Annotated in this window: 22 protein-coding genes; 13 read left to right on the top strand and 9 right to left on the bottom strand. The window is 32.6% G+C overall.

The genetic code is table 11. The annotated features are described in order from the left end of the window. Positions 1–3: 3 nt before the first annotated feature. Positions 4–1,593: an MDR family MFS transporter gene (locus EDB96_RS06725; protein WP_057116802.1), complete on the top strand. Its 1,590-nt coding sequence runs from the start codon at positions 4–6 to the stop codon at positions 1,591–1,593. A gap of 166 nt (positions 1,594–1,759) precedes the next feature. On the opposite strand, the gene yaaA is transcribed toward EDB96_RS06725, so the two are convergent. Continuing rightward, a complete protein-coding gene (yaaA, locus tag EDB96_RS06720) occupies positions 1,760–2,518 on the bottom strand; it encodes a peroxide stress protein YaaA (RefSeq protein ID WP_057116803.1) in 759 nt (252 codons plus the stop codon). A 564-nt stretch (positions 2,519–3,082) separates the two neighbouring features. Between yaaA and EDB96_RS06715 the strand changes: the two genes are divergently transcribed. Together EDB96_RS06715 and EDB96_RS06710 are read left to right on the top strand one after the other, a co-directional pair. After that, on the top strand, positions 3,083–4,516 hold the full coding sequence (locus tag EDB96_RS06715; RefSeq protein WP_134139842.1) for a CCA tRNA nucleotidyltransferase: 1,434 nt from the start codon (positions 3,083–3,085) through the stop codon (positions 4,514–4,516). Positions 4,517–4,530: 14 nt separating this feature from the next. Continuing rightward, positions 4,531–5,556, top strand: coding sequence for a COX15/CtaA family protein (locus EDB96_RS06710; RefSeq protein ID WP_134139841.1), 1,026 nt, complete (start codon positions 4,531–4,533; stop codon positions 5,554–5,556). Positions 5,557–5,663: 107 nt separating this feature from the next. Here EDB96_RS06710 and EDB96_RS06705 read toward each other — a convergent pair whose 3' ends face one another. The 8 genes from EDB96_RS06705 to EDB96_RS06670 all read right to left on the bottom strand — a co-directional run bounded on the left by EDB96_RS06705 (position 5,664) and on the right by EDB96_RS06670 (position 12,322). Next, complete coding sequence (locus EDB96_RS06705) at positions 5,664–6,428, bottom strand: LytR/AlgR family response regulator transcription factor (protein WP_134139840.1); 765 nt, start codon at positions 6,426–6,428, stop codon at positions 5,664–5,666. Between the two features lie 38 nt (positions 6,429–6,466). After that, positions 6,467–6,835 carry a 2TM domain-containing protein gene (locus EDB96_RS06700; protein ID WP_057117014.1) on the bottom strand — a complete coding sequence of 123 codons (369 nt, stop codon included), beginning with the start codon at positions 6,833–6,835 and terminating at the stop codon, positions 6,467–6,469. Positions 6,836–6,853: 18 nt separating this feature from the next. Further along, the gene (locus tag EDB96_RS06695) at positions 6,854–7,171 is read right to left on the bottom strand and encodes a 2TM domain-containing protein (RefSeq protein WP_057116807.1); all 318 of its coding nucleotides are present in this window, start codon (positions 7,169–7,171) and stop codon (positions 6,854–6,856) included. Then, a complete protein-coding gene (locus tag EDB96_RS06690; RefSeq protein ID WP_134139839.1) occupies positions 7,162–7,491 on the bottom strand; it encodes a 2TM domain-containing protein in 330 nt (109 codons plus the stop codon). The genes EDB96_RS06695 and EDB96_RS06690 overlap by 10 nt, the downstream gene beginning before the upstream one ends. A gap of 1 nt (position 7,492) precedes the next feature. Then, on the bottom strand, positions 7,493–7,795 hold the full coding sequence (locus tag EDB96_RS06685; RefSeq protein ID WP_057116809.1) for a 2TM domain-containing protein: 303 nt from the start codon (positions 7,793–7,795) through the stop codon (positions 7,493–7,495). A 2-nt stretch (positions 7,796–7,797) separates the two neighbouring features. Beyond that, the gene (locus tag EDB96_RS06680; RefSeq protein ID WP_057116810.1) at positions 7,798–9,156 is read right to left on the bottom strand and encodes a histidine kinase; all 1,359 of its coding nucleotides are present in this window, start codon (positions 9,154–9,156) and stop codon (positions 7,798–7,800) included. Between the two features lie 26 nt (positions 9,157–9,182). Then, entirely contained in the window at positions 9,183–9,803 is a 621-nt protein-coding gene (locus tag EDB96_RS06675) for a hypothetical protein (RefSeq protein ID WP_057116811.1), read from the bottom strand. Between the two features lie 353 nt (positions 9,804–10,156). Beyond that, the gene (locus tag EDB96_RS06670) at positions 10,157–12,322 is read right to left on the bottom strand and encodes a TonB-dependent receptor domain-containing protein (protein ID WP_134139837.1); all 2,166 of its coding nucleotides are present in this window, start codon (positions 12,320–12,322) and stop codon (positions 10,157–10,159) included. Between the two features lie 140 nt (positions 12,323–12,462). Here EDB96_RS06670 and EDB96_RS06665 point away from each other — a divergent pair, with 140 nt between their 5' ends. The 10 genes from EDB96_RS06665 to EDB96_RS06620 all read left to right on the top strand — a co-directional run bounded on the left by EDB96_RS06665 (position 12,463) and on the right by EDB96_RS06620 (position 21,523). Then, positions 12,463–12,921: a DinB family protein gene (locus tag EDB96_RS06665; protein WP_057116813.1), complete on the top strand. Its 459-nt coding sequence runs from the start codon at positions 12,463–12,465 to the stop codon at positions 12,919–12,921. 55 nt (positions 12,922–12,976) lie between these two features. Continuing rightward, positions 12,977–13,435, top strand: a complete 459-nt coding sequence (locus tag EDB96_RS06660) for a YciI family protein (RefSeq protein WP_057116814.1) — start codon at positions 12,977–12,979, stop codon at positions 13,433–13,435. A 3-nt stretch (positions 13,436–13,438) separates the two neighbouring features. Continuing rightward, positions 13,439–14,014, top strand: coding sequence for a sugar O-acetyltransferase (locus tag EDB96_RS06655; protein WP_134139836.1), 576 nt, complete (start codon positions 13,439–13,441; stop codon positions 14,012–14,014). After that, complete coding sequence (locus tag EDB96_RS06650) at positions 14,014–14,403, top strand: VOC family protein (protein WP_134139834.1); 390 nt, start codon at positions 14,014–14,016, stop codon at positions 14,401–14,403. Before EDB96_RS06655 ends, EDB96_RS06650 begins: the two co-directional genes overlap by 1 nt. 299 nt (positions 14,404–14,702) lie before the next feature. Beyond that, positions 14,703–15,977 carry a chloride channel protein gene (locus tag EDB96_RS06645; protein WP_134139832.1) on the top strand — a complete coding sequence of 425 codons (1,275 nt, stop codon included), beginning with the start codon at positions 14,703–14,705 and terminating at the stop codon, positions 15,975–15,977. A 105-nt stretch (positions 15,978–16,082) separates the two neighbouring features. Then, positions 16,083–16,682, top strand: coding sequence for an HPP family protein (locus EDB96_RS06640; protein WP_057116818.1), 600 nt, complete (start codon positions 16,083–16,085; stop codon positions 16,680–16,682). Between the two features lie 212 nt (positions 16,683–16,894). Then, positions 16,895–17,434 (top strand): IS1096 element passenger TnpR family protein, encoded by a 540-nt coding sequence (locus EDB96_RS06635; protein ID WP_113679699.1) that lies wholly within the window; start codon positions 16,895–16,897, stop codon positions 17,432–17,434. Positions 17,435–17,529: 95 nt separating this feature from the next. Continuing rightward, complete coding sequence (locus EDB96_RS06630) at positions 17,530–17,889, top strand: four helix bundle protein (protein WP_134139831.1); 360 nt, start codon at positions 17,530–17,532, stop codon at positions 17,887–17,889. A 44-nt stretch (positions 17,890–17,933) separates the two neighbouring features. Continuing rightward, positions 17,934–18,992 (top strand): nucleoid-associated protein, encoded by a 1,059-nt coding sequence (locus EDB96_RS06625; RefSeq protein ID WP_057116821.1) that lies wholly within the window; start codon positions 17,934–17,936, stop codon positions 18,990–18,992. Positions 18,993–19,153: 161 nt separating this feature from the next. Beyond that, entirely contained in the window at positions 19,154–21,523 is a 2,370-nt protein-coding gene (locus tag EDB96_RS06620) for a GAF domain-containing protein (protein WP_134139830.1), read from the top strand. Positions 21,524–21,645: the final 122 nt, after the last annotated feature.

The following is a 21,645-nucleotide window of genomic DNA, read 5'->3' as shown; positions in this document are numbered from 1 at the left end:
TAAATGGCAACAGCAATACAAGCAGACGACGATTTAGTAGAATACGGCTTCAGACGTGTTGTAATTACAATTACAGCTGTACTTTGTGCATTGCTGGAAATTGTTGATACCACGATCGTAAACGTAGCTCTAACAGACATGCGCGGAAGTCTTGGTGCTACCTTGACCGATGTGGCGTGGGTAATTACAGCATACGCAATTGCGAATGTTATTGTAATTCCGATGACGAGCTGGCTATCACAGCAATTTGGAAGACGTAATTATTTTGTGGCTTCCATCATAATATTTACGGTCTGTTCTTTTTTGTGTGGTAATGCCACAAATATTTGGGAACTTGTAGCCTTTCGATTCGTACAAGGTATGGGTGGTGGAGCGCTTCTGGTAACAGCCCAAACAATTATTACAGAAAGTTACCCAGTTGCAAAACGTGGAATGGCGCAGGCTATTTACGGAATGGGTGTAATTGTTGGTCCAACTTTAGGTCCGCCTTTAGGAGGATATTTAGTAGATAATTATTCTTGGCCGTACATTTTCTATATCAACATTCCGTTAGGAATTATTGCAACTATCTTGGCTTTAACTTTTGTTAGAAGTCCAAAATATGGAGAAAAATTAAAAGCAAATCAGGTTGACTGGTGGGGAATTGTTTTGTTGAGCACCTTTATTGGTTCTTTACAATTCGTACTAGAACACGGTCAGCAGGACGATTGGTTTAACGACTCACTTATTGTAACTCTAAGTGTCATAACTGTTTTAGGATTAGTTCTTTTTATTTGGAGAGAGCTGACCTACAAATATCCAATTGTAAACTTGAGTGTTTTAAAAGATGGAAATTTACGAATCGGAACTATTATGTGTTTCATACTTGGTTTCGGTTTATATGGCTCGACATTAATTATCCCAATTTATACACAATCCATTTTAGGGTGGACCGCAACTGATGCTGGATTATTATTAATTCCAGGATCTATCACAACGGCGATTATGATGCCATTTGTTGGAAATATGATTCAGAAAGGTGTGCCTCAAGGATATATGGTTGGAGTAGGATTTTTAGTTTTCTTCTTCTTCACATTCATGATGTACAGCCGTATGACACCTGATACAGGAGTTGAACATATGTACTGGCCTTTAATTTTAAGAGGAATTGGTCTTGGATTACTTTTCGTACCTATTACCACCCTTTCGCTTTCTACATTAAAAGGAAAACAAATTGGTGAAGGTGCAGCTTTTACAGGAATGATGCGTCAGTTAGGAGGATCATTTGGTATTGCGATTATTACCACTTTCATCACACGTTTCAGCCAGTCACACCGAGTAGATTTAATTAATAACCTAGATCCTGCCAAATTTGAAGTGCAGCAGCGAATTGCAGGAATGCAGCACGCCTTTATGTCAAAAGGATATAGTGCAGATGTTGCTTTGAAAAAAGCATATCAGGCAATAGAAGGTTCAGTCATGAAACAAAGTACAGTAATGGCTTACATGGATATTTTCATGTACTTAGGAATTATGTTTTTATGTTGTATACCGATTATTCTCTTTATCAAAAAAGGGAAGAATAAAATTAATCCCGCAGATGCGATGCATTAATGTTAATAATTATTTATAATACGAAAAAGCCGAGTTCACTTTCCTGTAACTCGGCTTTTTATTTTACTATTATTTCTTTTCTAAGAGGATAATTTTATTGAATTTTTTAAATAATTCTGTAAAAAACTTAGAACCTCAGCTACTTAGAATCTTAGCATCTTAAAAATTATCTTGTAAAAACCAAATGATTTCCTTTTGAAAGATTAGCATCAAACTGATATCCATCATAATTAAATCCTTTTAAATCATCTACCGTTTCAGCATTGGTATCGATGATATAACGAACCATCATACCTCTCGCCTTTTTGGCAAAAAAACTGATCATTTTTAATTTTCCGTCTTTATAATCTTTAAAGTCTGGAGTAATGACAGGAACTTTTAAAGCTTTCACATCAACAGCAGAAAAATATTCGTTACTGGCTAAATTCACGAATAATTCGCCTTTTTTCAATTCTTTATTTAGCGCTTTTGTAACTGTTGGTTTCCAAAATTCGTGAAGGTTTTTATATTCACCAACTGGCATTTTGGTTCCCATTTCTAAACGATATGCCTGCATTAAATCAAGCGGTTTCAAAAGACCATAAAGACCAGATAAAATTCTTAATTTATCTTGAAGCGCTTCTAATTTCTCTAACGGAATAGTATATGCGTCCAAGCCTGTATAAACATCACCATCAAAAGTATAAACTGCTGGACGTGCATTCTGAGGCGTAAAAGGAGTTTTCCAATCTTGATTTCTTTTCCAGTTTAAATCTGCCAATTTATCTGAGATTGACATTAATTCAGATAATTCAGATGGCTTTTTTTGTTTAACCACTTTATGAACCACTCTTGCTTCTTTTAAAAATGAAGGCTCTGTATGTTTTGTAGTTGGTAATTCTTTTTCGAAATTTAAAGACTTTGCTGGCGATATAACTATTTTCATTTGTGCTTTTTTCTATGACTCAAAAATACAAATTGCATTTTTAAAAACAGATTATCCTAATTGATTTGTTTTATTGCTCTATAGTTTTTTCTTCCGCCACAAATTACACAAATTAGCACGAATTTTTCTTTCAAGCAGGTTGCGAAGATTTTTTGCCTCAGATTAAAAAATTCATACAGATTTTTAATCCTTTTAATCCTGTAATCTGCGGCTATTCTCTTTTCGTCTCGAATTACACAAATTTTCAATAATTTTTGTTTTACTCTGATTGTTTCCATTTTTTTTCACAGACTTAAAAGATTTACACAGATTTTTTAATCCTTTTAATCCTGTAATCTGTGGCAGAAAAAAATAAATTCGTGGTAATTTGTATAATTCGTGGCAAACCTTTTTCTCAATTCATAAAAATCGATATCAAAAACTATTAATTTCTTCAAAAAAGTGAGCTGTAGATTATAATAGGCATTTTCTATGTTGTAAATTTGCATGCATTTTTATTCTATTTTAATAGAAACTATTTCTATTAAAATATAAAATGCATTTTACTCAAAAATCACTGAATTCGTGGCTACACAAACAAATTATAAAACTGCTTTACAAAACAAAATTTTCGATATAATTTCGAAAGCATCAAAAGAACTTAATGTTGACAGTTACGTTATTGGCGGATTTGTTCGCGATTTGCTTTTAAACCGAGGTTCTAAAAAGGATATTGATGTTGTAGCAGTTGGAAGCGGTATTGAACTGGCTTTGAAAGTGTCTGAACTACTTCCTAAAAAACCAAAGGTTCAGGTTTTTAAAACTTACGGAACAGCAATGCTGCGTTTTGAAGATACGGATATCGAATTTGTTGGAGCCCGAAAAGAATCTTATAATTTTGACAGCCGAAATCCGATTGTAGAAAACGGAACACTTCAAGACGATCAAAACCGTCGTGATTTTACCATAAATGCTTTGGCTTTATCGTTAAACGAAAGTAATTTTGGAGATCTTTTAGATCCGTTTGATGGTTTGGCAGATTTAGAAAACAAAACAATAAAAACGCCTTTGGATCCAGATATTACCTATTCTGATGATCCTTTGCGAATGCTGCGCGCGATTCGTTTTGCCACACAATTAAATTTTGAGATTGAAGAAAATTCATTAAATGCTATCACAAAAAATGCTGAACGCATTAAAATAATTTCTGGGGAAAGAATAGTAGACGAATTAAATAAAATTCTTTCTACAGATAAACCTTCAGTCGGATTTTTACTTTTATACAAAACTGGACTTTTGGATATTATTTTACCTGAATTAACAGCGTTGAATCAGGTAGAGGAAATTGAAGGTCATACGCATAAAAACAACTTTTACCACACGCTTGAAGTTGTCGATAATATTTGCCCAAATACAGATGATGTTTGGTTACGCTGGTCGGCTTTATTGCATGATATTGGAAAAGCGCCAACAAAACGTTTCACTAAAAAACAAGGATGGACTTTTCATGGACATGAATTTCTAGGCGGAAAAATGGCTAAGAAAATATTCGAACGTTTACACATGCCTTTGAACCACAAAATGAAATTTGTGCAGAAAATGGTTATTATGAGTTCGCGCCCGATTGTTTTGGCGCAGGATATTGTGACCGATAGCGCAGTTCGTCGTTTGGTTTTTGATGCTGGTGAAGATGTCGAAAATTTAATGACTTTGTGTGAGGCAGATATTACAACCAAAAATCCATCGAAATTCAAAAAATATCACAAGAACTTTGAAATCGTCCGCAAGAAAATTGTTGAAGTTGAAGAACGCGATCATGTTCGTAATTTTCAGCCGCCAATTTCTGGCGAAGAAATTATGGAAATGTTTGATTTAAAACCTTCAAGAGAAATCGGAATTTTAAAAGAAGCAGTGAAAGAAGCCATTTTAGAAGGAGATATTCCGAATGAATATCAGGCAGCTTATGATTTTGTAATTAAAAGGGCAGCTAAATTGGGCTTAAAAAAAGTAGAGAAATAAGTACTATTTATAAAATGAAAAAAGAGAATAAATCAGTAATCATTTGGTTACTATCGGGCTGTGTTTTATTGTTTTTAATGGTTGTCGTGGGCGGAATCACACGTTTGACCAATTCAGGTTTATCAATGACTGACTGGCATTTGGTAACCGATACATTTCCACCTTTAACTGAAGCCAAATGGCAGGCCGCATTTGATGAATATAAAAAGTTTCCTGAGTATCAAAAAATCAATATTCATAACGATTTTCAATTAGCAGATTATAAATTCATTTATTTCTGGGAATGGTTTCACCGTTTCATCGGTCGTATTATTGGATTGGTTTTCTTTGTCCCATTTGTTTATTTCTTAATTAGAAAAAAACTGGATCGCGCAACCATCAAAAAATGTGTTATTCTTTTGGCGATGGGAGGTTTCCAAGGATTTTTAGGATGGTTTATGGTGAGAAGCGGTTTGATTGATAATCCAGATGTGAGTCATTTTAGACTTTCATTACACTTAACTTTTGCTTTCATCACTTTTGCTTATACACTTTGGGTCGCTTTAGATTTAATCTATACTGAAAAAAACAGCAGAATCAATATTCCGCTAAGAAACATTGGACGATTTGCTTTAGTGGCTTTACTAATCCAAATTATTTATGGCGGATTTGTTGCAGGATTAAATGCCGGATTAATTCACAATCACTGGCCCTTAATGAGCGACGGGCAATTTATTCATGATTCGGTTTACATCGAACAGCCAACATTAATTAAAAATCTTATTGAAGGAAAAAGCGGTGTTCAGTTTGTGCATAGAACTTTTGCTTATATAGTAGTAGCTTTTATTTTGTTCTTATATTACAGAAGTACCAAAATTTCGCTGACAAACACACAATCTAACGGAATCAAAACTCTTGTAGTTTTTGTTTTCATCCAATTTTTACTTGGAGTTTTCACATTATTATACAGCGTTCCATTGGCTTTAGGATTAATTCACCAGATTATGGCATTTTTCCTTTTAAGCGCTATGACTTTTACGCTGCACCGACTGAGCAAATAACTCATTTTATGTAAACTAAAAAGAGCCGAATTTACGGCTCTCTTTTATGGAATAGATTTAATTCGAACGAATTATAATCTGTTGAAATCTATTTTAAAGTAAAAGTTTTATGCCAGCCAAGATTTAAAATCCTGCACTTTTTCTCGGCTTACAATAACCTCATCTTCTCTGTAAGTTGGTAAAATAACTTTTAGACGAGAATTGGTATACACCTGAATTTCTTTAATAGCTTTTAACGGCACAATAAATTTTCTGCTTACGCGAAAGAAATCTTTCTTGTCTAATTCCTGCTCCAGGATTTCTAAAGTCGAATCGATTAAATAATCACGATTTTCGTAAGTATGAATGTATGTTCCTTTATTTTCACTAAAAAAGCATTCTATTTCTTCTGTAGTAATGACTTTTAAATGCTGTCCAATTTTAACTGTAAACCTCTTTTTGTACGTTTTCTCAAAAGGATTGGAAAGCATTTGGCGAATCTGCTCAAAATCTAATTGCAGATTTGAAGTTTCTGCTGCTTTTGGCATACGGGTTTTAAACTTCGAAACGGCCACTTCAAGATCATCTTCATCAATTGGTTTTAAAAGATAATCAATGCTGTTTAATTTAAAAGCCTTTAAAGCATATTCATCATATGCAGTAGTAAAAATAATAGCACTTTTGATGTCAATTTTTTCAAAAATTTCAAAAGACAAACCATCTGATAATTGGATATCCAGAAAAATTAAATCTGGATGAGGGTTATTTTCAAACCATTCAACTGATTCTTCAACCGAATGAAGCATCGTTTCTACTTTTACATCTAACTTTTCAAGTTTTCTTTGCAGTAATCTTGCCGCTGGTTTTTCGTCTTCTATAATTAATGTGATCATTTACTATAATGTAAAATTTGAAAAAAATTAATTCAAAGTTACTCCCATTTTTTTTTATTCGCAGCGTCTTCTTCCATGTATTTTCGAATTTTCTTTTCCTCCCAGTTATCACTAAAAAAATAATCGCCGCTAAAAACAAGGAAAGCGTGAATTAAAAGTGCTATTCCCCATGAAAATGCTGTTGAGTAAGTATGCCACTCAAATAGACCACTTTGTCTAAATTCGCTGCCTATAAAATTTTTATTCAAACTTAAAAATATAATAATTACATTAACAATAATGTAAACTTTTAAATGTGAGTAAAAGCCTTTGATTTTCTTTACTTTCCTATACGCCTTATTATAACGCTCATCAGTGTTAAAATCCTGCCCGTATTCTTCGTACATATGTCTTCTTAATCGTCCCATTTTTTTTATCTTTTAATATTATTTCCACTTATTTTTGTTCTGTTTTTCCTTCTCCATAAATTCTTTGATTTTTCTTTCTTCCCATTCTTTTCCTAAAGTTGGGAAAACTTCAAAAACTTTCAATCCGTGAAAAACAACCCCTACTCCCCACCATAATAAAGGCCAGAAAAACCATAAATACTGGGGTGATGTATATAAATTGATGAAAATCAGAATCGCATTTACCAATACATAGGCAACAAGATTTCCATAAAATCCTTTGATATTCTCAACTTTTTTTCTTGCTTGAATATATCTTTCTTCTTCGTTATAATTCATTTCCATGACTACTCCCATTTTTGTTTTTTATTTCTTCTCTCTAAAATACTTTTTACTTTACGTGCTTCCCAATCTTCATCAAAAATCTTAAAAGAAGCAAATACATCTATTGCTGAGCCAATGACTACCGCAGCCCACAAAATCATAATTACACCATTTAACAAATTAATCGGGAATACATTTAGCGGCAGTTTGGTGTATTCTTTTAAAAGGTAAAGTATTAGAATGATGGTGTAAATAAATAACTGTTTGTAAAAGGATTTAAGTTTAATAACTTTCCGACTTGCTAATTTCTGTAATTCAGATTGTTCTTTATCAAAATCAAATTTTGTTTCCATATTACTCCCAAGTTTTTCTAATTTTTTCTTTCTCTAGAATTTCTCTAATTTTTCTTTCTTCCCATTTTTTATTGAAAAAAGGCGGCAGGCTGAAAACTTTTAATCCGTGCATAATAAGAGCCATTCCCCATCCCATCAAGCACCATAAAAACCACAAATATCCTGGAGAAGTCATCAGATTTACCACAATCACAATTGGATTAGTTAGAAGATAAACTGTCAAATGCTCGTAAAACTCTTTTATTTCTTTTACTCTTTTCTGAGCATCATAATAACGTTCTGCTTCTGTAAAATCTTTTTCCATGATTATTTCCATGTTTTTTGTTTGTTTTCTCTTTCTAGAATCTCTCTAATTTTTCTTTCCTCCCAATCTGAACTATAACCAAATACCTTAAAAGCGTGCATCGTAATTCCAAATCCCCAGCCTAAAGCAGAAAACCAAAACCATTGAAATCCAGGTGAAAATCTTAGATTGATAAAAACTAAAAGCGGAATCACACAACAGTATGAAATTATATTTGCATAAAATCCCTTTAATTCCTCAACTCTTTTTTTGGCTCTATAATAAGCTTTCGCTTCATCATTATAATCTGCATTTGTTTCCATAACACTAACTTGTTTTGTTAAAATTGGAATCTTAACCGTAAAATTTTTCTCGTCCTGCTCCACCTTCACTTTCCTATCGGTTATAATTCCGTAACGGTTTACGATATTCTGCAGTCCAACACCTTGTCTGTCCTGCAGCACTTCTTTCTTCTGAAGATCATTTTGAATAGCCAAATAATCTTTATCAATAAATATTCTAATATGAAGTGGTTTCTGTTCGCTTACCACATTATGCTTAACTGTATTTTCAAGCAAAAGCTGTAAGGAAAGCGGCACCACTTTAGCATCTGGATTTATGTCTTCTGTTGGCAATTCGTAAAACAAGCTGTTTTCGAAACGCATTTTCAACAAATTCATATAGGTTTTCGCAAATGATAATTCGTCTTCAACCGAAACCAATTCTTTATCTTTTTGTTCTAAAACATATCTGTAAATTTTAGATAAAGAAGTGGTAAACCGCTGTGCATTATCTGGATTTTCTTCGATCAATGAACTTAAAACATTCAAGCTGTTAAAAAGAAAATGCGGATCAATTTGATTTTTTAAGCTTTCGAATTTAGCATTTGCTGTTCCTGCAATGATTTTCTGTTGTGTTATTTCAAATTTTGAAGCCCTTTTCCATTTTACCATAAAACTTCTGGCCTGCATAAAAGTCGAAACTCCTAATGATAAAATGATGTAGAAAAGATGCACCCATAACATTCTTGCTCCAAAAAACACATCTAAAGTTACATGTTGCACGACAACGAAAATAAAATAGTTTATTCCTAAAACAACTGGAACCGTATATAAAACGGTTATTAAGATTCCGTAATAAACTCTCAGATTGGTTTGTTCCAGCCAATCCCATTTTTTATCTAGAAAAACATTGATAAATCCGTTACCGAAACCCAATCCAAAAGAATAAAGACAGCTTATAAAAAAGGTTAAAAGAACGTTTCTAATATTTAGATCATCTCCTAAACAAGCTGAAAATATTATCGCAAATACCATTGCAATCTTGAAACATGCTATAGTTCCACCTTTTAAATCAGAAAAAACAGTTCCATCATCTTTCATATAATCAGCTTAGTTTAATATTTTTATTATTTACAAGTTTTTTGAACTTCAAGAGCTCTTTCTAATCCCCATTTTGGAGAAAAAGGAGTTTCTGGTTTAAAAGTACCAAAAAGTTCAATAGCTTTATCAACTTGTACACATAAAGGTTTTGTGTCAACTCCTGTCCATTTTGCGCCTCCTAATTGATAGTCAGCTTCTCCAAAAACTGCTCTTGGATTATTTGGGTTAAGTGCTTTAGCTTTCGCGTAAGCTTCCATAACTTTTCCAGAATATTTCATTCCGTTTGTCATTGGGTCTGCTACAACATATCCTGTATAAATTAGCGCTTGCAATACATATAATTCTGAGTTACTTTGATCTTTTATCAATTCAATATCTAATGCATCCTGAGCTTTGGTTAATAACAAATCGATTTTTGTTTTATCTTTTTCTGTAAAAACAGATAATGTGTTTACCAAACCTACATAGTAATTAGGAAGCCAGCTTGTTTTTTCAGCCGCTGCGATTCTTTCAAACATTGCAGAAGCATCTGCATTTTTTCCTTCTTTCCAAAGCCCGAAAGCTTTAGTCATTCCTTGTTCAAATTGTGTTTGTGCAGATAATAAACTGCAGATAAATAATGTAATAACGGTGATAATTTTGGTCATGATTTCTTTTTTTTAAAGTTTATAAGTTATTAAGATTCTGGTATTCTAAGGTTTTTTTATTGATGATTAAAACTCTTTTTTTTAAGGTTCAAAGGTTTTGAGTTGCAAAGGGACAAAGGTTTGTTTTTTTATATTGTTACTATTTTTAAAACTTTGAACCTTTGTCACTTTGCTTCTTTGGTCCTTTCTAATTTATACTTCAAAAGTATTACGCTTTTTACTCTTTTAAAATTAAATGATACTGAGTTGTTGATTTTTGATGATGAATTGTTTTTTTGGAGATTCTGAGGTTCTAAGTGACTAAGATTCTAAGTTTTTCTCAGCAACTTAGAATCTCAGAACTTTAGAATCTTTTAAAGATTCTTCAACTGATTCTCATTTTTATTCTGGCTGATTGTCCAGAAGAAACCAACGAAGAAAAATCTATCTGCGGTTGGTGTTACAGCTTGTCTTTGATAAACTCCGCTTGGATCTGCTGTTTTGGCATAATCATATCCAAAAACATTTTGTGTTCCTAAAATATTCGAAACAGAGAAGTAAAGAATTTTTTGTGTGGTTAATAAATAGGCCCAGTTGAAACTTAAACTATTGTAAGATTTTGTTTTTCCGCTCATAAATTGCGTTTGGTTCGGATCATTGTAAGGACGTCCTGAGCTGTAGCTATTTGTAAAACCTACTTGCGATTTCCAGTCTGTAATAAAATATTTGGTTACAACAGACAAACTATGATTAGCAATAAAACTTGGAGTAGCCATGTTTGGAAAGTTTTTATATTGTCTTTCTGAATCGATGTATGAATATGAAATCCAATATTCTAAGTTTTTGTACAAATTGCTGTCTCTCCAAAGTACATCCAATCCTTTTGCATAACCCGATCCGTTATTATTGAAAACCGAATTGTACTGAATATCTCTTGTATCGTATTGAACTAAATTGCTGTAATCTTTATAATATAATTCTGTTCTAAGCAGTTGTCCAGGTTTTGTAAACGTATAATTTAAGATATAATGTCTGGCTTTTTCACTCTCAAACTGATGGTATTTTGAATATTTAATATAATCTACAACAGGCGTTTGAGAAAAATCTCCGTAAGCAAACGAGAACTGGCTGCTTTTTGAAACTTTATAACCTAATGAAGCTCTTGGAGCAAAATTATTTTCGTTTAACAAACTGTTATTTGAATATCTCAAACCAACTTTTAAAGCTAGATTTTTAGAGATCGAAAGATCTGCTTCTGTGTAAGCTGCAAAAATATTAGAATCGTAGCCATTTGAACCGTTAATAGAAACATTATCATCGAAATTTTCGTTGTATTTGGTAATGAAATAATCTGTACCAAAAGACAATCTAAAATGGTTGGAAACCTTTTTGGCAAGTTTCAATTTCAACTGTGCTGCATTTTCGTTGCTGTCAACATCTGTGATATTATATTTCAATTTATTTTTACTGTAACCGTAACTAATTCCTGAAGTTAACTGCCATCCTGTTCCAAAACTTCCTTTGTATGAAGAATTCAAATAAAAGTTATTATTGTTCATATCGGTTCTGATCGGATTTTCGAAATTGATATTTTTCTGATTCAAATCGAATTTCTCTGAGTCGAAAGAAGCGTATAATTTAAAGATTCCATTTGTGAATTTATATCGGTAAACCGTTTCACCTCCAAGAGATTGATAGGGATTATTCCAATCTACATTTTGTGGAATTACTGCTTGATAAGGCGCCAAATTAATATAAGCCATATTGACACTTAAAGAACTTTTTTCCCATTTTTGAGTATTTCCTACACTCAAACCAACTGTCATTAATCCGATATCTGTTTTTTCGTGATCTTCTTCGTCTTGCGTGTTTAAAAGTAAAACACTAGATAGAGCTTCGCCATATTCAGCAGAATAACCTCCAGTAGAAAATGCAATTCCGCTGAACAAGAAAGGAGAAAATCTGCTTCGAGTTGGTAAGTTATTGGTTGTCGCTCCGTAAGGCTGCGCAACTCTAATTCCGTCAATAAAAGTCTGTGTTTCATTGGCCTCACCTCCACGAACAAACAAACGTCCGTCTTCGCCAACAGTTTGTGTGCCAGGTAAAGTTTGTAAAGCTGCCACGATATTTCCTGCAGAACCCGCAGTTGTTACAATATCTAATGGTTTTAAAACAGAAACCCTTGCTTTGTCTCCAGACTCTAAGGTTCCAGCTGTAATTACAACGGCATCAAGAGCATTTACGTTTTCTCTTAATTTTACCGTTTGATTTTTATAATTAGTAACATCAATTTCGGTTTTAAAAGTTTCGAAAAGTAAAAAACTAACTACTATAAATTGATTTGCTTCAGCAGTTGTTTCAAAAGAAAAATCTCCGGTTTCAGAGCTTGTTGCTCCGTCATAAGTGCCGTCAATATAAATATTAGCACCGGCAACTGGTTTTCCTTTTTGATCTACAACTTTTCCAGAAATAGTATTTTGTGCAAAAATTAAAGCTGTAAAAAATAAAAAGCTAATGGTAAAAAATAATTTGGTTTTCATATCATCTTTGGTTTTGATGAAGCAAATGTATTTTAACATTTTCTGTTAAAAAATATATAATAACCCAATTGTAGAATTTCGAGGATGAGTTGTAAATTACTAATTTGTATCTTAGCTATGAAATCCAAAATCATCATTTTATGTCAGAAAGTAAACGAATTTCAAATCTATATCAATCCATTTATAATGGTAATCCTTGGCTGGAAGTAAATCTTGCCGATACTTTACAAAATGTAACAGCAGAGCAGGCTTACAAAAAAGCAAATCCAAATCTTAACACGATTTGGGAAATTGTGAATCATTTAATACAATGGAGAAGAAACATTTTAGAACGCATGCAGGGAGAAGTAATTATAACTCCTGACCATAATTATTTTGTACCTGTTTTAGACCCTTCAGAAGCTGCTTGGGAACAATCGCTTCAAACATTGGCAAAATCTCAAGAATCATGGAATACTTTTTTCGAAGATTTTAATGACGAAGATTTGGCTAAAATTTACGTAAATAATGGCCATACCTATTACGAACACATTCACGGAATTATTCAGCATGATGTGTATCATTTAGGTCAGATCGTTATTTTGAAGAAATTGGTTTAATTTAATTCATAAAGAATTAACGAAAAATAAAAAACGAAATCTAACATATGTTCATATGAAAAAATCAACACTATTATTATTTTTTTTATTTATGAATGTAATCGGTTTTTCGCAGGAAACTGAAGCCAAATACGATGAAAATCTTGCAAAATCTCTTCATGCCGACGAATACGGAATGAAAAAATATGTTTTTTGTCTTTTAAAATCTGGAACCAATACAACAGCTTCAAAAGAAGAAACCAAAAAACTTTTTGAGGGACATATGGCCAACATCAATAAATTAGCAAAAGAAGGAAAACTGGTTGTTGCTGGCCCTTTTATGAAAAACGACAGAAATTATAGGGGCATTTATATTTTTAATGTAGAAACTATAGAAGAAGCAAAGGCGCTTGTTGCAACAGATCCTGCCATAAAAGCCAATTTACTGGAAGCCGAATTAACGCCTTGGTATGCCACTGCCGCTTTATTGGAAACTTTAAAAATACATGAAAAAATCGCCAAGACGAAAATGTAATAAATGAAAACAGAAAAAGAAAAAATGATCTCTGGCGAATACTATAATGCGTTTGATCCAGAACTTGTAAAAGGACGTAGAACAGCCAAAAATCTTTTGCATACTCTTAATGTAAAAGAATATAGAGTAACCAAAAAAGCAAAAGAAATTCTAAAAGAACTTATTCCAAATACTGGAGATGGTTTTTACATAGAGCCTCCCTTTCACTGCGATTACGGATATAATATCTTTTGCGGCGACAACGTTTATTTCAATGTGAATTGTGTCGTTCTAGACTGTGCTCCTGTAAATATCGGATCAAATGTATTTATTGCACCAAATGTTCAAATCTACACAGCTTCGCATCCGCTTGACGCTGAATTAAGAAAAACGCTTGAAAATGCTTACCCAGTTACCATTGGAGACGATTGCTGGATTGGCGGAAATTCAGTTATTTGTCCAGGTGTTACAATTGGAAAAGGCTGTGTTATTGGCGCCGGATCGGTTGTGACAAAAGATATTCCAGACAATTCATTAGCGGTTGGAAACCCAGCAAAAGTGATTAGAAAATTAAATCAAGAACCTGAATCAAAAAAATAATGCTTACCCTTAATAAAGTTCATCATATTGCCATTTTATGCTCAAATTACGAAAAATCTAAATACTTCTATACCCAGATTTTAGGGTTAACAATTATTCGAGAAATTTATCGCGAAGAGCGTCAATCTTATAAATTAGATTTGGCTTTAAATGGTTCCTATGTTGTTGAATTGTTTTCATTCCCGAATCCGCCGCAAAGACCTTCAAGACCTGAAGCTGTGGGTTTAAGACATTTAGCATTTGAAGTAATTAATTTAGAGGAAACTATTGCTTTTTTAACTTCAAAAAATATCGAATCAGAACCAATCAGAATCGATGAAACCACCGATAAACGTTTTACTTTTATTGCAGATCCTGATTTATTGCCGATCGAGTTTTATGAGAGATAGATAATGAGAGGTGCAAAGGCTCAAAGTTGCAAAGTTTCAGAGGTTTTTCTTTTAGAATACACCTTCAATTTGTCATTTCGATCCCGAGGCTACGAAATGACATAAATGCGAGAACTTTCCAAATAAAGCAAACAAAAACTTTGCGCCTTGTCGACTTTGTGGCAACATGTTTAACCGAACGAATTTTCTTGTTTATATCGGTTTTAACACACTAAATTGATTATTTCTTATAAAAAACCAATTTTGATGCTTAATTTTGTGATCCGCATAAAAAAAATGCGATTTCAAATTTACTTCTGATGAACAAAACGGCGCAAATCAAAAAAAATCATCAATTTATAAAATTCCGAAAATTAGTTATTGTTTCTATTTTAATTGGCTTCCTTTCTGCCTTTCTTGGAATTTCTCTAAAAAAAATAACCGAATATTACGAAGAAATCTTCTTTCACCAAGTATCGGTTCATCCTCTATTTTACATTGTATTTCCAGTTTTCGGATTATCTGTAATTTATTTCCTGAGACAATATCTTTTTAAGAAAAAAGAAAACAAAGGAATCAAAGAGGTTTTTGAAAGCACAAAAACTGAAAAAAATCTTCCTTCATATAAAATTCCATCTCACTTCATAAACGGATTATTAACTGTAATTTTTGGAGGTTCAACAGGAATAGAAGTTTCTACAGTTGTAGCCACAGCAACAATTGGTTCTGTTGCACACGAAAAAGAAAATGTTTTCCGCCAATACAAAACAGAGTTAATCTGCGCCGGAGTTGCTGCTGGTGTAACGGCACTTTTCAGCAGTCCGATTGCGGGAATATTGTTTGCTTTTGAAGTTATTTCCAGAAAAGTAACACGTGCATTTATAATTTCAAATGTAATTGCTGTTTCAATTGCTTTTGGCTTACTTAATATTTTAAAAGAAGAACCTCTATTTGCTGTATCTATTACAACCTGGCATTTAAAAGCGATTCCGTATTTTATTCTTTTAGGAATTTTAGCTGGAATGAATTCTGTTTATTTGACTAAATGCGTTTTATTTTTCAAATCTCAATTCGGAAAAATAAATACCCATTATTATAAAATTATTATCGGATCTGCTGTTTTGAGTATCTCACTTTTTATTTTCCCTCAATTATACGGAGAAGGATATCATGCTATAAAAGGGATTTTTAGCACCAGCCAGCTTCCGCTAACCATAACTTTAGCGCTGACATTTATCGGAATATTGATTTTAAAACCAATTGTAACTTCTGTGACTCTTGCCTCTGGAGGTGACGGCGGCGTATTTGCTCCAAGTTTATTTATTGGTGCATTTTTAGGATTGTTATTAGCATCAATATTAAACAGCTTTTTTCATGTAAATGTAATTCCAGTAAATTTCATGATCATCGGAATGGCAGCTGTTTTAAGCGCCAGTATTCATGCTCCGTTTACAGCAATATTTTTAGTCTGCGGATTAACAAACGATTATACTCTCTTTTTACCAATTCTTATAGTTTGCTTAATTTCAAAATACACTGCGAAAACAATATATCCATACACTGTATATAGTTACGCGCCAAGCTTGACTAAATAAATTATTTAGCCACAGATTTCACAGATTAAAACGATTAAAAAATCTTTATGAATCGTTGAAATCTATTGCAAAAAATATCAAAGTTTTACAATAAATACCACATAAATGCCCACTCAAAAAATTAGAAGAAGCTACAGAAAAACACGTTACATTCTTTATAAAGAAACTTTAATTGATTATAAAGAACATTTTTGGTCCTTTTTAGGTTCATTTGTTGGTATCGGAATTCTAGCTTATCTTGAATCTTCTCATTTTTCGGGGAGTGATGTTGTGTATTTAATTGGTTCTTTTGGTGCCTCGAGTGTTTTGATTTACGGAATTATTCAAAGTCCATTTTCGCAGCCGAGAAATTTAGTTGGCGGTCATGTTATTTCGGCTTTTATAGGTGTCACTATAAATAAGCTTGTACCCGATATTGTTTGGATCTCTGCTCCTCTGGCAGTTTCACTCTCTATCATTTTCATGCAGATTACAAAAACGCTTCATCCGCCGGGAGGTGCTACTGCTTTGATTGCAGTTACAGGTTCAACACAAATAAAAGCTTTAGGATATATGTATGTGATTTCGCCAGTTTTAGTTGGTGTGCTTATTTTACTTTTAACGGCTTTAGTTTTTAATAATTTGACTTCCAGCAGAAGTTATCCTAGTCATAGTACTTATCATAAACATTATCATAAAATTAGAAAAAGATTGACTGGAAGGTAATTCTCATTCCTATTCCTGCAAGGTTTTCAAAACCTTGTAGGTATAGCTTTAATACGATTACAAACCTATAAGGTTTTGAAAACCTTGCAGGAGCGCCAACTAAATAAACTACCGTAAATCAAAACATTAAAATCTTTTCAACAAATCTCAATTCACAATTCGTATTTCGTTTTTTATATTTTACCTTTGACCTCTCAATAAAAACAAATGTTATGGTTTATAAATTTAGAGTAATTCTAGACGCCGAAGAAGATATTTTTAGAGACATTGCAATTCTTGAAGATGATACTCTTGAGGATTTACATAATGCAATCTTCAACGCTTTTGGCTTTGACGGATCAGAAGTCGCTTCATTTTATACTTGTGATGAAACTTGGAATCAAGAAGATGAAATTCCGCTTTTTGATACTGGAGATGTTCCTGGCGAAATAAGAACCATGAATGATTATCCCTTGTCTAGTATCTTAGATCGTGAAAACACTAAAATTATCTACGTTTATGATTTCATCAGTATGTGGACTTTCTTAGTTGAATTAGCAGCTATCGAAGAGGAAGCCGTTGGAGCTGTTTATCCTGAAACTTTGTTCTCTCACGGTGAAATGCCAGACGAGGCTGTCGAAAAAAACTTTGAAGCTGATATGCACGACGATATCTACGGAGAATTTGAAGACGACCTAGACGAAGACGATCTTGACATGTTCGAAGGCGACGACAGCTTCGAAGATTATGGATTTGAGGAGAATTGGAATTAATTTGAGGTTCTAAGATTCTGAGAGGCTAAGGTTCTGAGGTTTTTATTTTGAAAGTTTTTTCTTATTTTTAATTCTTTGAATTAAAAAATATAAATATGAGTAATTTTAGAAGTCTCCTTATATGGCAGAAATCAATGGCCTTGACAACCAAAATTTATTTTTCAACAAACAATTTTCCAAAAGAAGAAATTTTCGGATTAACTTCACAAATTAGACGCTGTTCAATTTCTATCCCTAGTAATATTGCAGAAGGATTTGGAAGAGAAAGCGATAAAGATCTTTTACGTTTTTTAAACATTTCAGTCGGATCATTATTCGAAATGCAGACGCAGTTAGAAATTGCAAAAAATATATCTTATCTAAAAGAACAAGATTTTAACAACTTATATGAGGACAGCCGCGAAGTAGAAAGAATGTTAGTTTCTTTTATTAAAAAAATAAAAGACAGAAACTAAACCTTAGTAACTTAGCATCTTAGAACCTCAGCAACTCAAAAAAAATGATCAACCTATTCAACACCCACATCGAGACGCTTTCTATACACCGTGTAGGAAACAAAAGCCGTAACGAAGCGATTTTTTTATCAGAGCAGCCATTTAATTTAAATGATGAAATTGTGCCTCTTATAAAAGAATTCTTTTTTAAGCCTTTTAGAGAAAAAGAAGAAAACTATTATCAGTTTGCACACGAAGTGGACTTGGACTACAACGATATGTTTAAATATGCAACTGAGATTTTTGCTAATCCGGCAAATGTGCATGAGGTTTCTAAAAACATCACAAAGCATTTGTACGAGCAGTCAAATCATCCGCATATTAAAAACGGAGAGGTTTATGTGACGTATTTGACTAATCTTAGTATCGATAACAATGTTGTTGATGCAATTGGGATTTTTAAAAGCGAATTGCAGGCAGACTTTTTACAGTTTGAAGAAAAAAACAGCAATCTTGAAATGATTTTACAGCAGGGAATCAACTTGAATAAATTGGATAAAGGCTGTTTGATTTTCAATTATAAAAAAGAAGAAGGTTATAAAATTCTAACTGTCGACAGTAACCGTTATGATGCTCGTTACTGGTTAGAGCACTTTTTATCTGTTGATGCTTTTGAAGATGAAAATTTCATCACTAAAAAATATTTAAAATTCTGTCAAAACTTCGCAAAAGATGTGGTTTTGCCAGCAGAAGATAAGAAAGAGGAAGTAATGTTTATGAACCGATCTGTGAATTATTTCGCTAAAAATGATCAGTTTGAAGAGCAGAATTTCTTGAATGAAGTATTAGATAATCCAGACTTAATTCCTGAATTCAAAAATTATAAAGTTGATAAAGGAGAAAAATACAGCATCGAAGATGTAACCTCATTCCCAATTGCCAACGCAGCAGTTTCTGACGCAAGAAAATCGATTAAAAACGTTATTAATTTGGATACTCATATTCAGATTAAAATGGATTTTATTAATCCTGAAAGCGCAGAAAAATTTGTTGAAAAAGGATGGGATGAAGAAAAACAAATGTATTACTACTTAGTTTACTTCAACAAAGAAGAAAAAAGCTAAGAAGTTTTCATTTTCTATTACTTACTGATAAAAAACCTCAAAGCTTTGGCTTTGAGGTTTTTTTGCTTAAAGATAAATTTTATACTTTCATAGACGAAAGAAATCATAAAATGTCGATCATTCTTAATTTATCATTAATTTTGCATTAAAAATAAACTAAGATGGATATTCAGTTTTTTAAAGAAAGTCCCTTCACTACCATTATATCATTTCATAAGCTGATTGAATCTTTTGAAGAAATTGCTTTATCAGACGTTGATTACAGATCGAATTACGCAAAAGCTATTTTAAAACAAATTGAATCTATCCCGGAATTAAGAACTGGGATTCAAGATTATTCGGTTATTAAAGATAATGAAGCTTTAATTAAAAATATTTTAGCCGATTTATTCCCAACAGCTTTAACGCAAAACGAAATAAAAGCAGTTACAATTCCATTTCAAAACATCTCCTTCAATTATACAGAACGTTTCAAAAAAATTCTAAAAAACGCTGGAGACGAATTTTATATGGAAATTCGTGATTTCGACGAACATCAATTTTACATTAATAACTGCTGTTTGATTTTGAGCAGTTACTATAAACAGCATATCGATTTCAACAAACCATTTTTCTATGATATTCCAGACGAAAGCGGTGTCGAAAAACATTATCGTATTTTGTACAATGCAGATTTCATGGAAATTATTCCGACTGAAAATGCTATTGCGTTAACTCAGGAAGATATCGATCAGCTGATTGATAATTACGGCGATATTAATTTGTGGAAATCTAAATTCCCAAAAGGAAGCTGGATCTTAAGAGGTTTCGGAATTGTTTCTTTATTTGATGCTACAACAGAAAGTGCCATTTCTACATTGAAAAGTAATTTGTTGAAACCTGGAGCTAAAACAGTTACAACAGATCAGGAAGTTTCTAATATTTTCCAGTCTATTTTTAATCTTCCAAAATTAAAAGTTGGGTTTATTATTTACAATCCTGAAGAAGAAAAATTTATTAGACCTGCAAAATACGAAAACCAGCTTAAAAGCTTTTTACTTTCTGCCGATCAGGAAGTCGATTGTAAAAATGCTTTTTTTGGATGTTCATTTGAAAATTTATTAGATAATAAAGAACCTTTTGTGATTTCTAATGTTACTAAATTTACAGAAGAATCGACCAATAAAAGACTGGGAGAGCATCTTTTATCGCAAAACATTAACAGCTGTATTTTTGCTCCCGTTATTAGAAACGGACATTTACTGGGTGTTGTCGAATTGGTTTCTGAAAATCCAAGAGATTTAAATAGTGTGAATGCTACAAAACTAGAATTAGTACTTCCGTATTTAACTGATACAATTGATCGCTACAATACAGACATGCAGCATCAGGTTGAAGCAATTATTCAACGTGAGTACACTACAATTCACCCAAGTGTTTACTGGAAATTCAAAAAAGAATCGCAGAACTATTTTCAAAATTTAAATCATACAAAAGATTATATTTTTAAAGAGATTGTATTTAAAAATGTGTTTCCGCTTTATGGACAAATTGATATTAAAAGTTCTTCAGAACATCGAAACGAAACGGTAAAAACTGATTTAAAAAGCCAGCTTACAGCTCTTTTAGAAATTTTCGAAAATCAGGATCCGAATTCTAATTTGGTTCTTTTGGAACAAAGAAAATTTGAATTAGAATCCCTTCGAAGTGAACTAGATTTCCCTCTAAAAGCTGATACGGAACAGCATATCCAACGTTATATCGAAGAAGAAATTCACCCGATCCTTAAAAACACAAAAAGCAACGCTAAAAACGAAAAATTAGAAAAACTTTACTTTGAAAGTCTGGACGAAAAAACAGGAATGTTTTATCAGGAAAGAAAGAAATTTGACAATGCAATGTCAATCATTAATAAAAGACTGGCAACGGTTTTAGATAAAAAACAAGTTGAAGCGCAGCAAATTTATCCGCATTATTACGAGCGTTTTAAAACGGATGGTGTGGAACACAATTTGTACATCGGAGCTTCAATTTCGCCCACCAAACCATTTGATATTATGTACCTGCATAATCTTCGTTTGTGGCAGTTGCAGACTTTATGCGAAATGGAATTGGAGCATCATGAACTTAAGGAATCACTTCCTTATGAATTAGATGTGACGTCATTGATTCTGGTTTTCAGTTCTCCGCTTTCAATTCGTTTTAGGATGGATGAAAAACGCTTTGATGTGGACGGGACTTATAATGCAAGATATGAAGTCGTAAAAAAACGAATTGACAAATCGAACATTAAAGGAACAAACGAAAGAATTACTGAAAAAGAAAAAATCACAATTGTTTATTCTCAAAACAGCGAAGAAGCAGAATATTTAAAATATATTAAATACTTACAGCACAAGAAAATTCTAGAACCTTCGATAGAACAATTTGAAGTTGAAGATCTTCAAGGTGTTTCTGGTTTGAGAGCTATTCGTGTCAAAGTGATCAATAACAATTCAAATCCAGGAGTAAAAAAGATTACTTATCAAGATTTATTAGATGAGCTCAACTAAAAGTTGAGCTTTTTTTTGCAATACAGATGAAACTGATTCGCTATGGCGAAAACGCTGATGGACGCAGATTGATTTTTTAGGTTAAATTAAAAATCCGTTTTATCAGCGTTTTCGCGATAGCA

Origin of the sequence: Flavobacterium sp. S87F.05.LMB.W.Kidney.N (assembly GCF_004366435.1) — a bacterium.
Taxonomy (GTDB): Bacteria; Bacteroidota; Bacteroidia; order Flavobacteriales; family Flavobacteriaceae; genus Flavobacterium.
The sequence above is the reverse complement of the archived record's forward strand: the minus strand, read 5'-3'. Positions and strand labels throughout refer to the sequence as shown.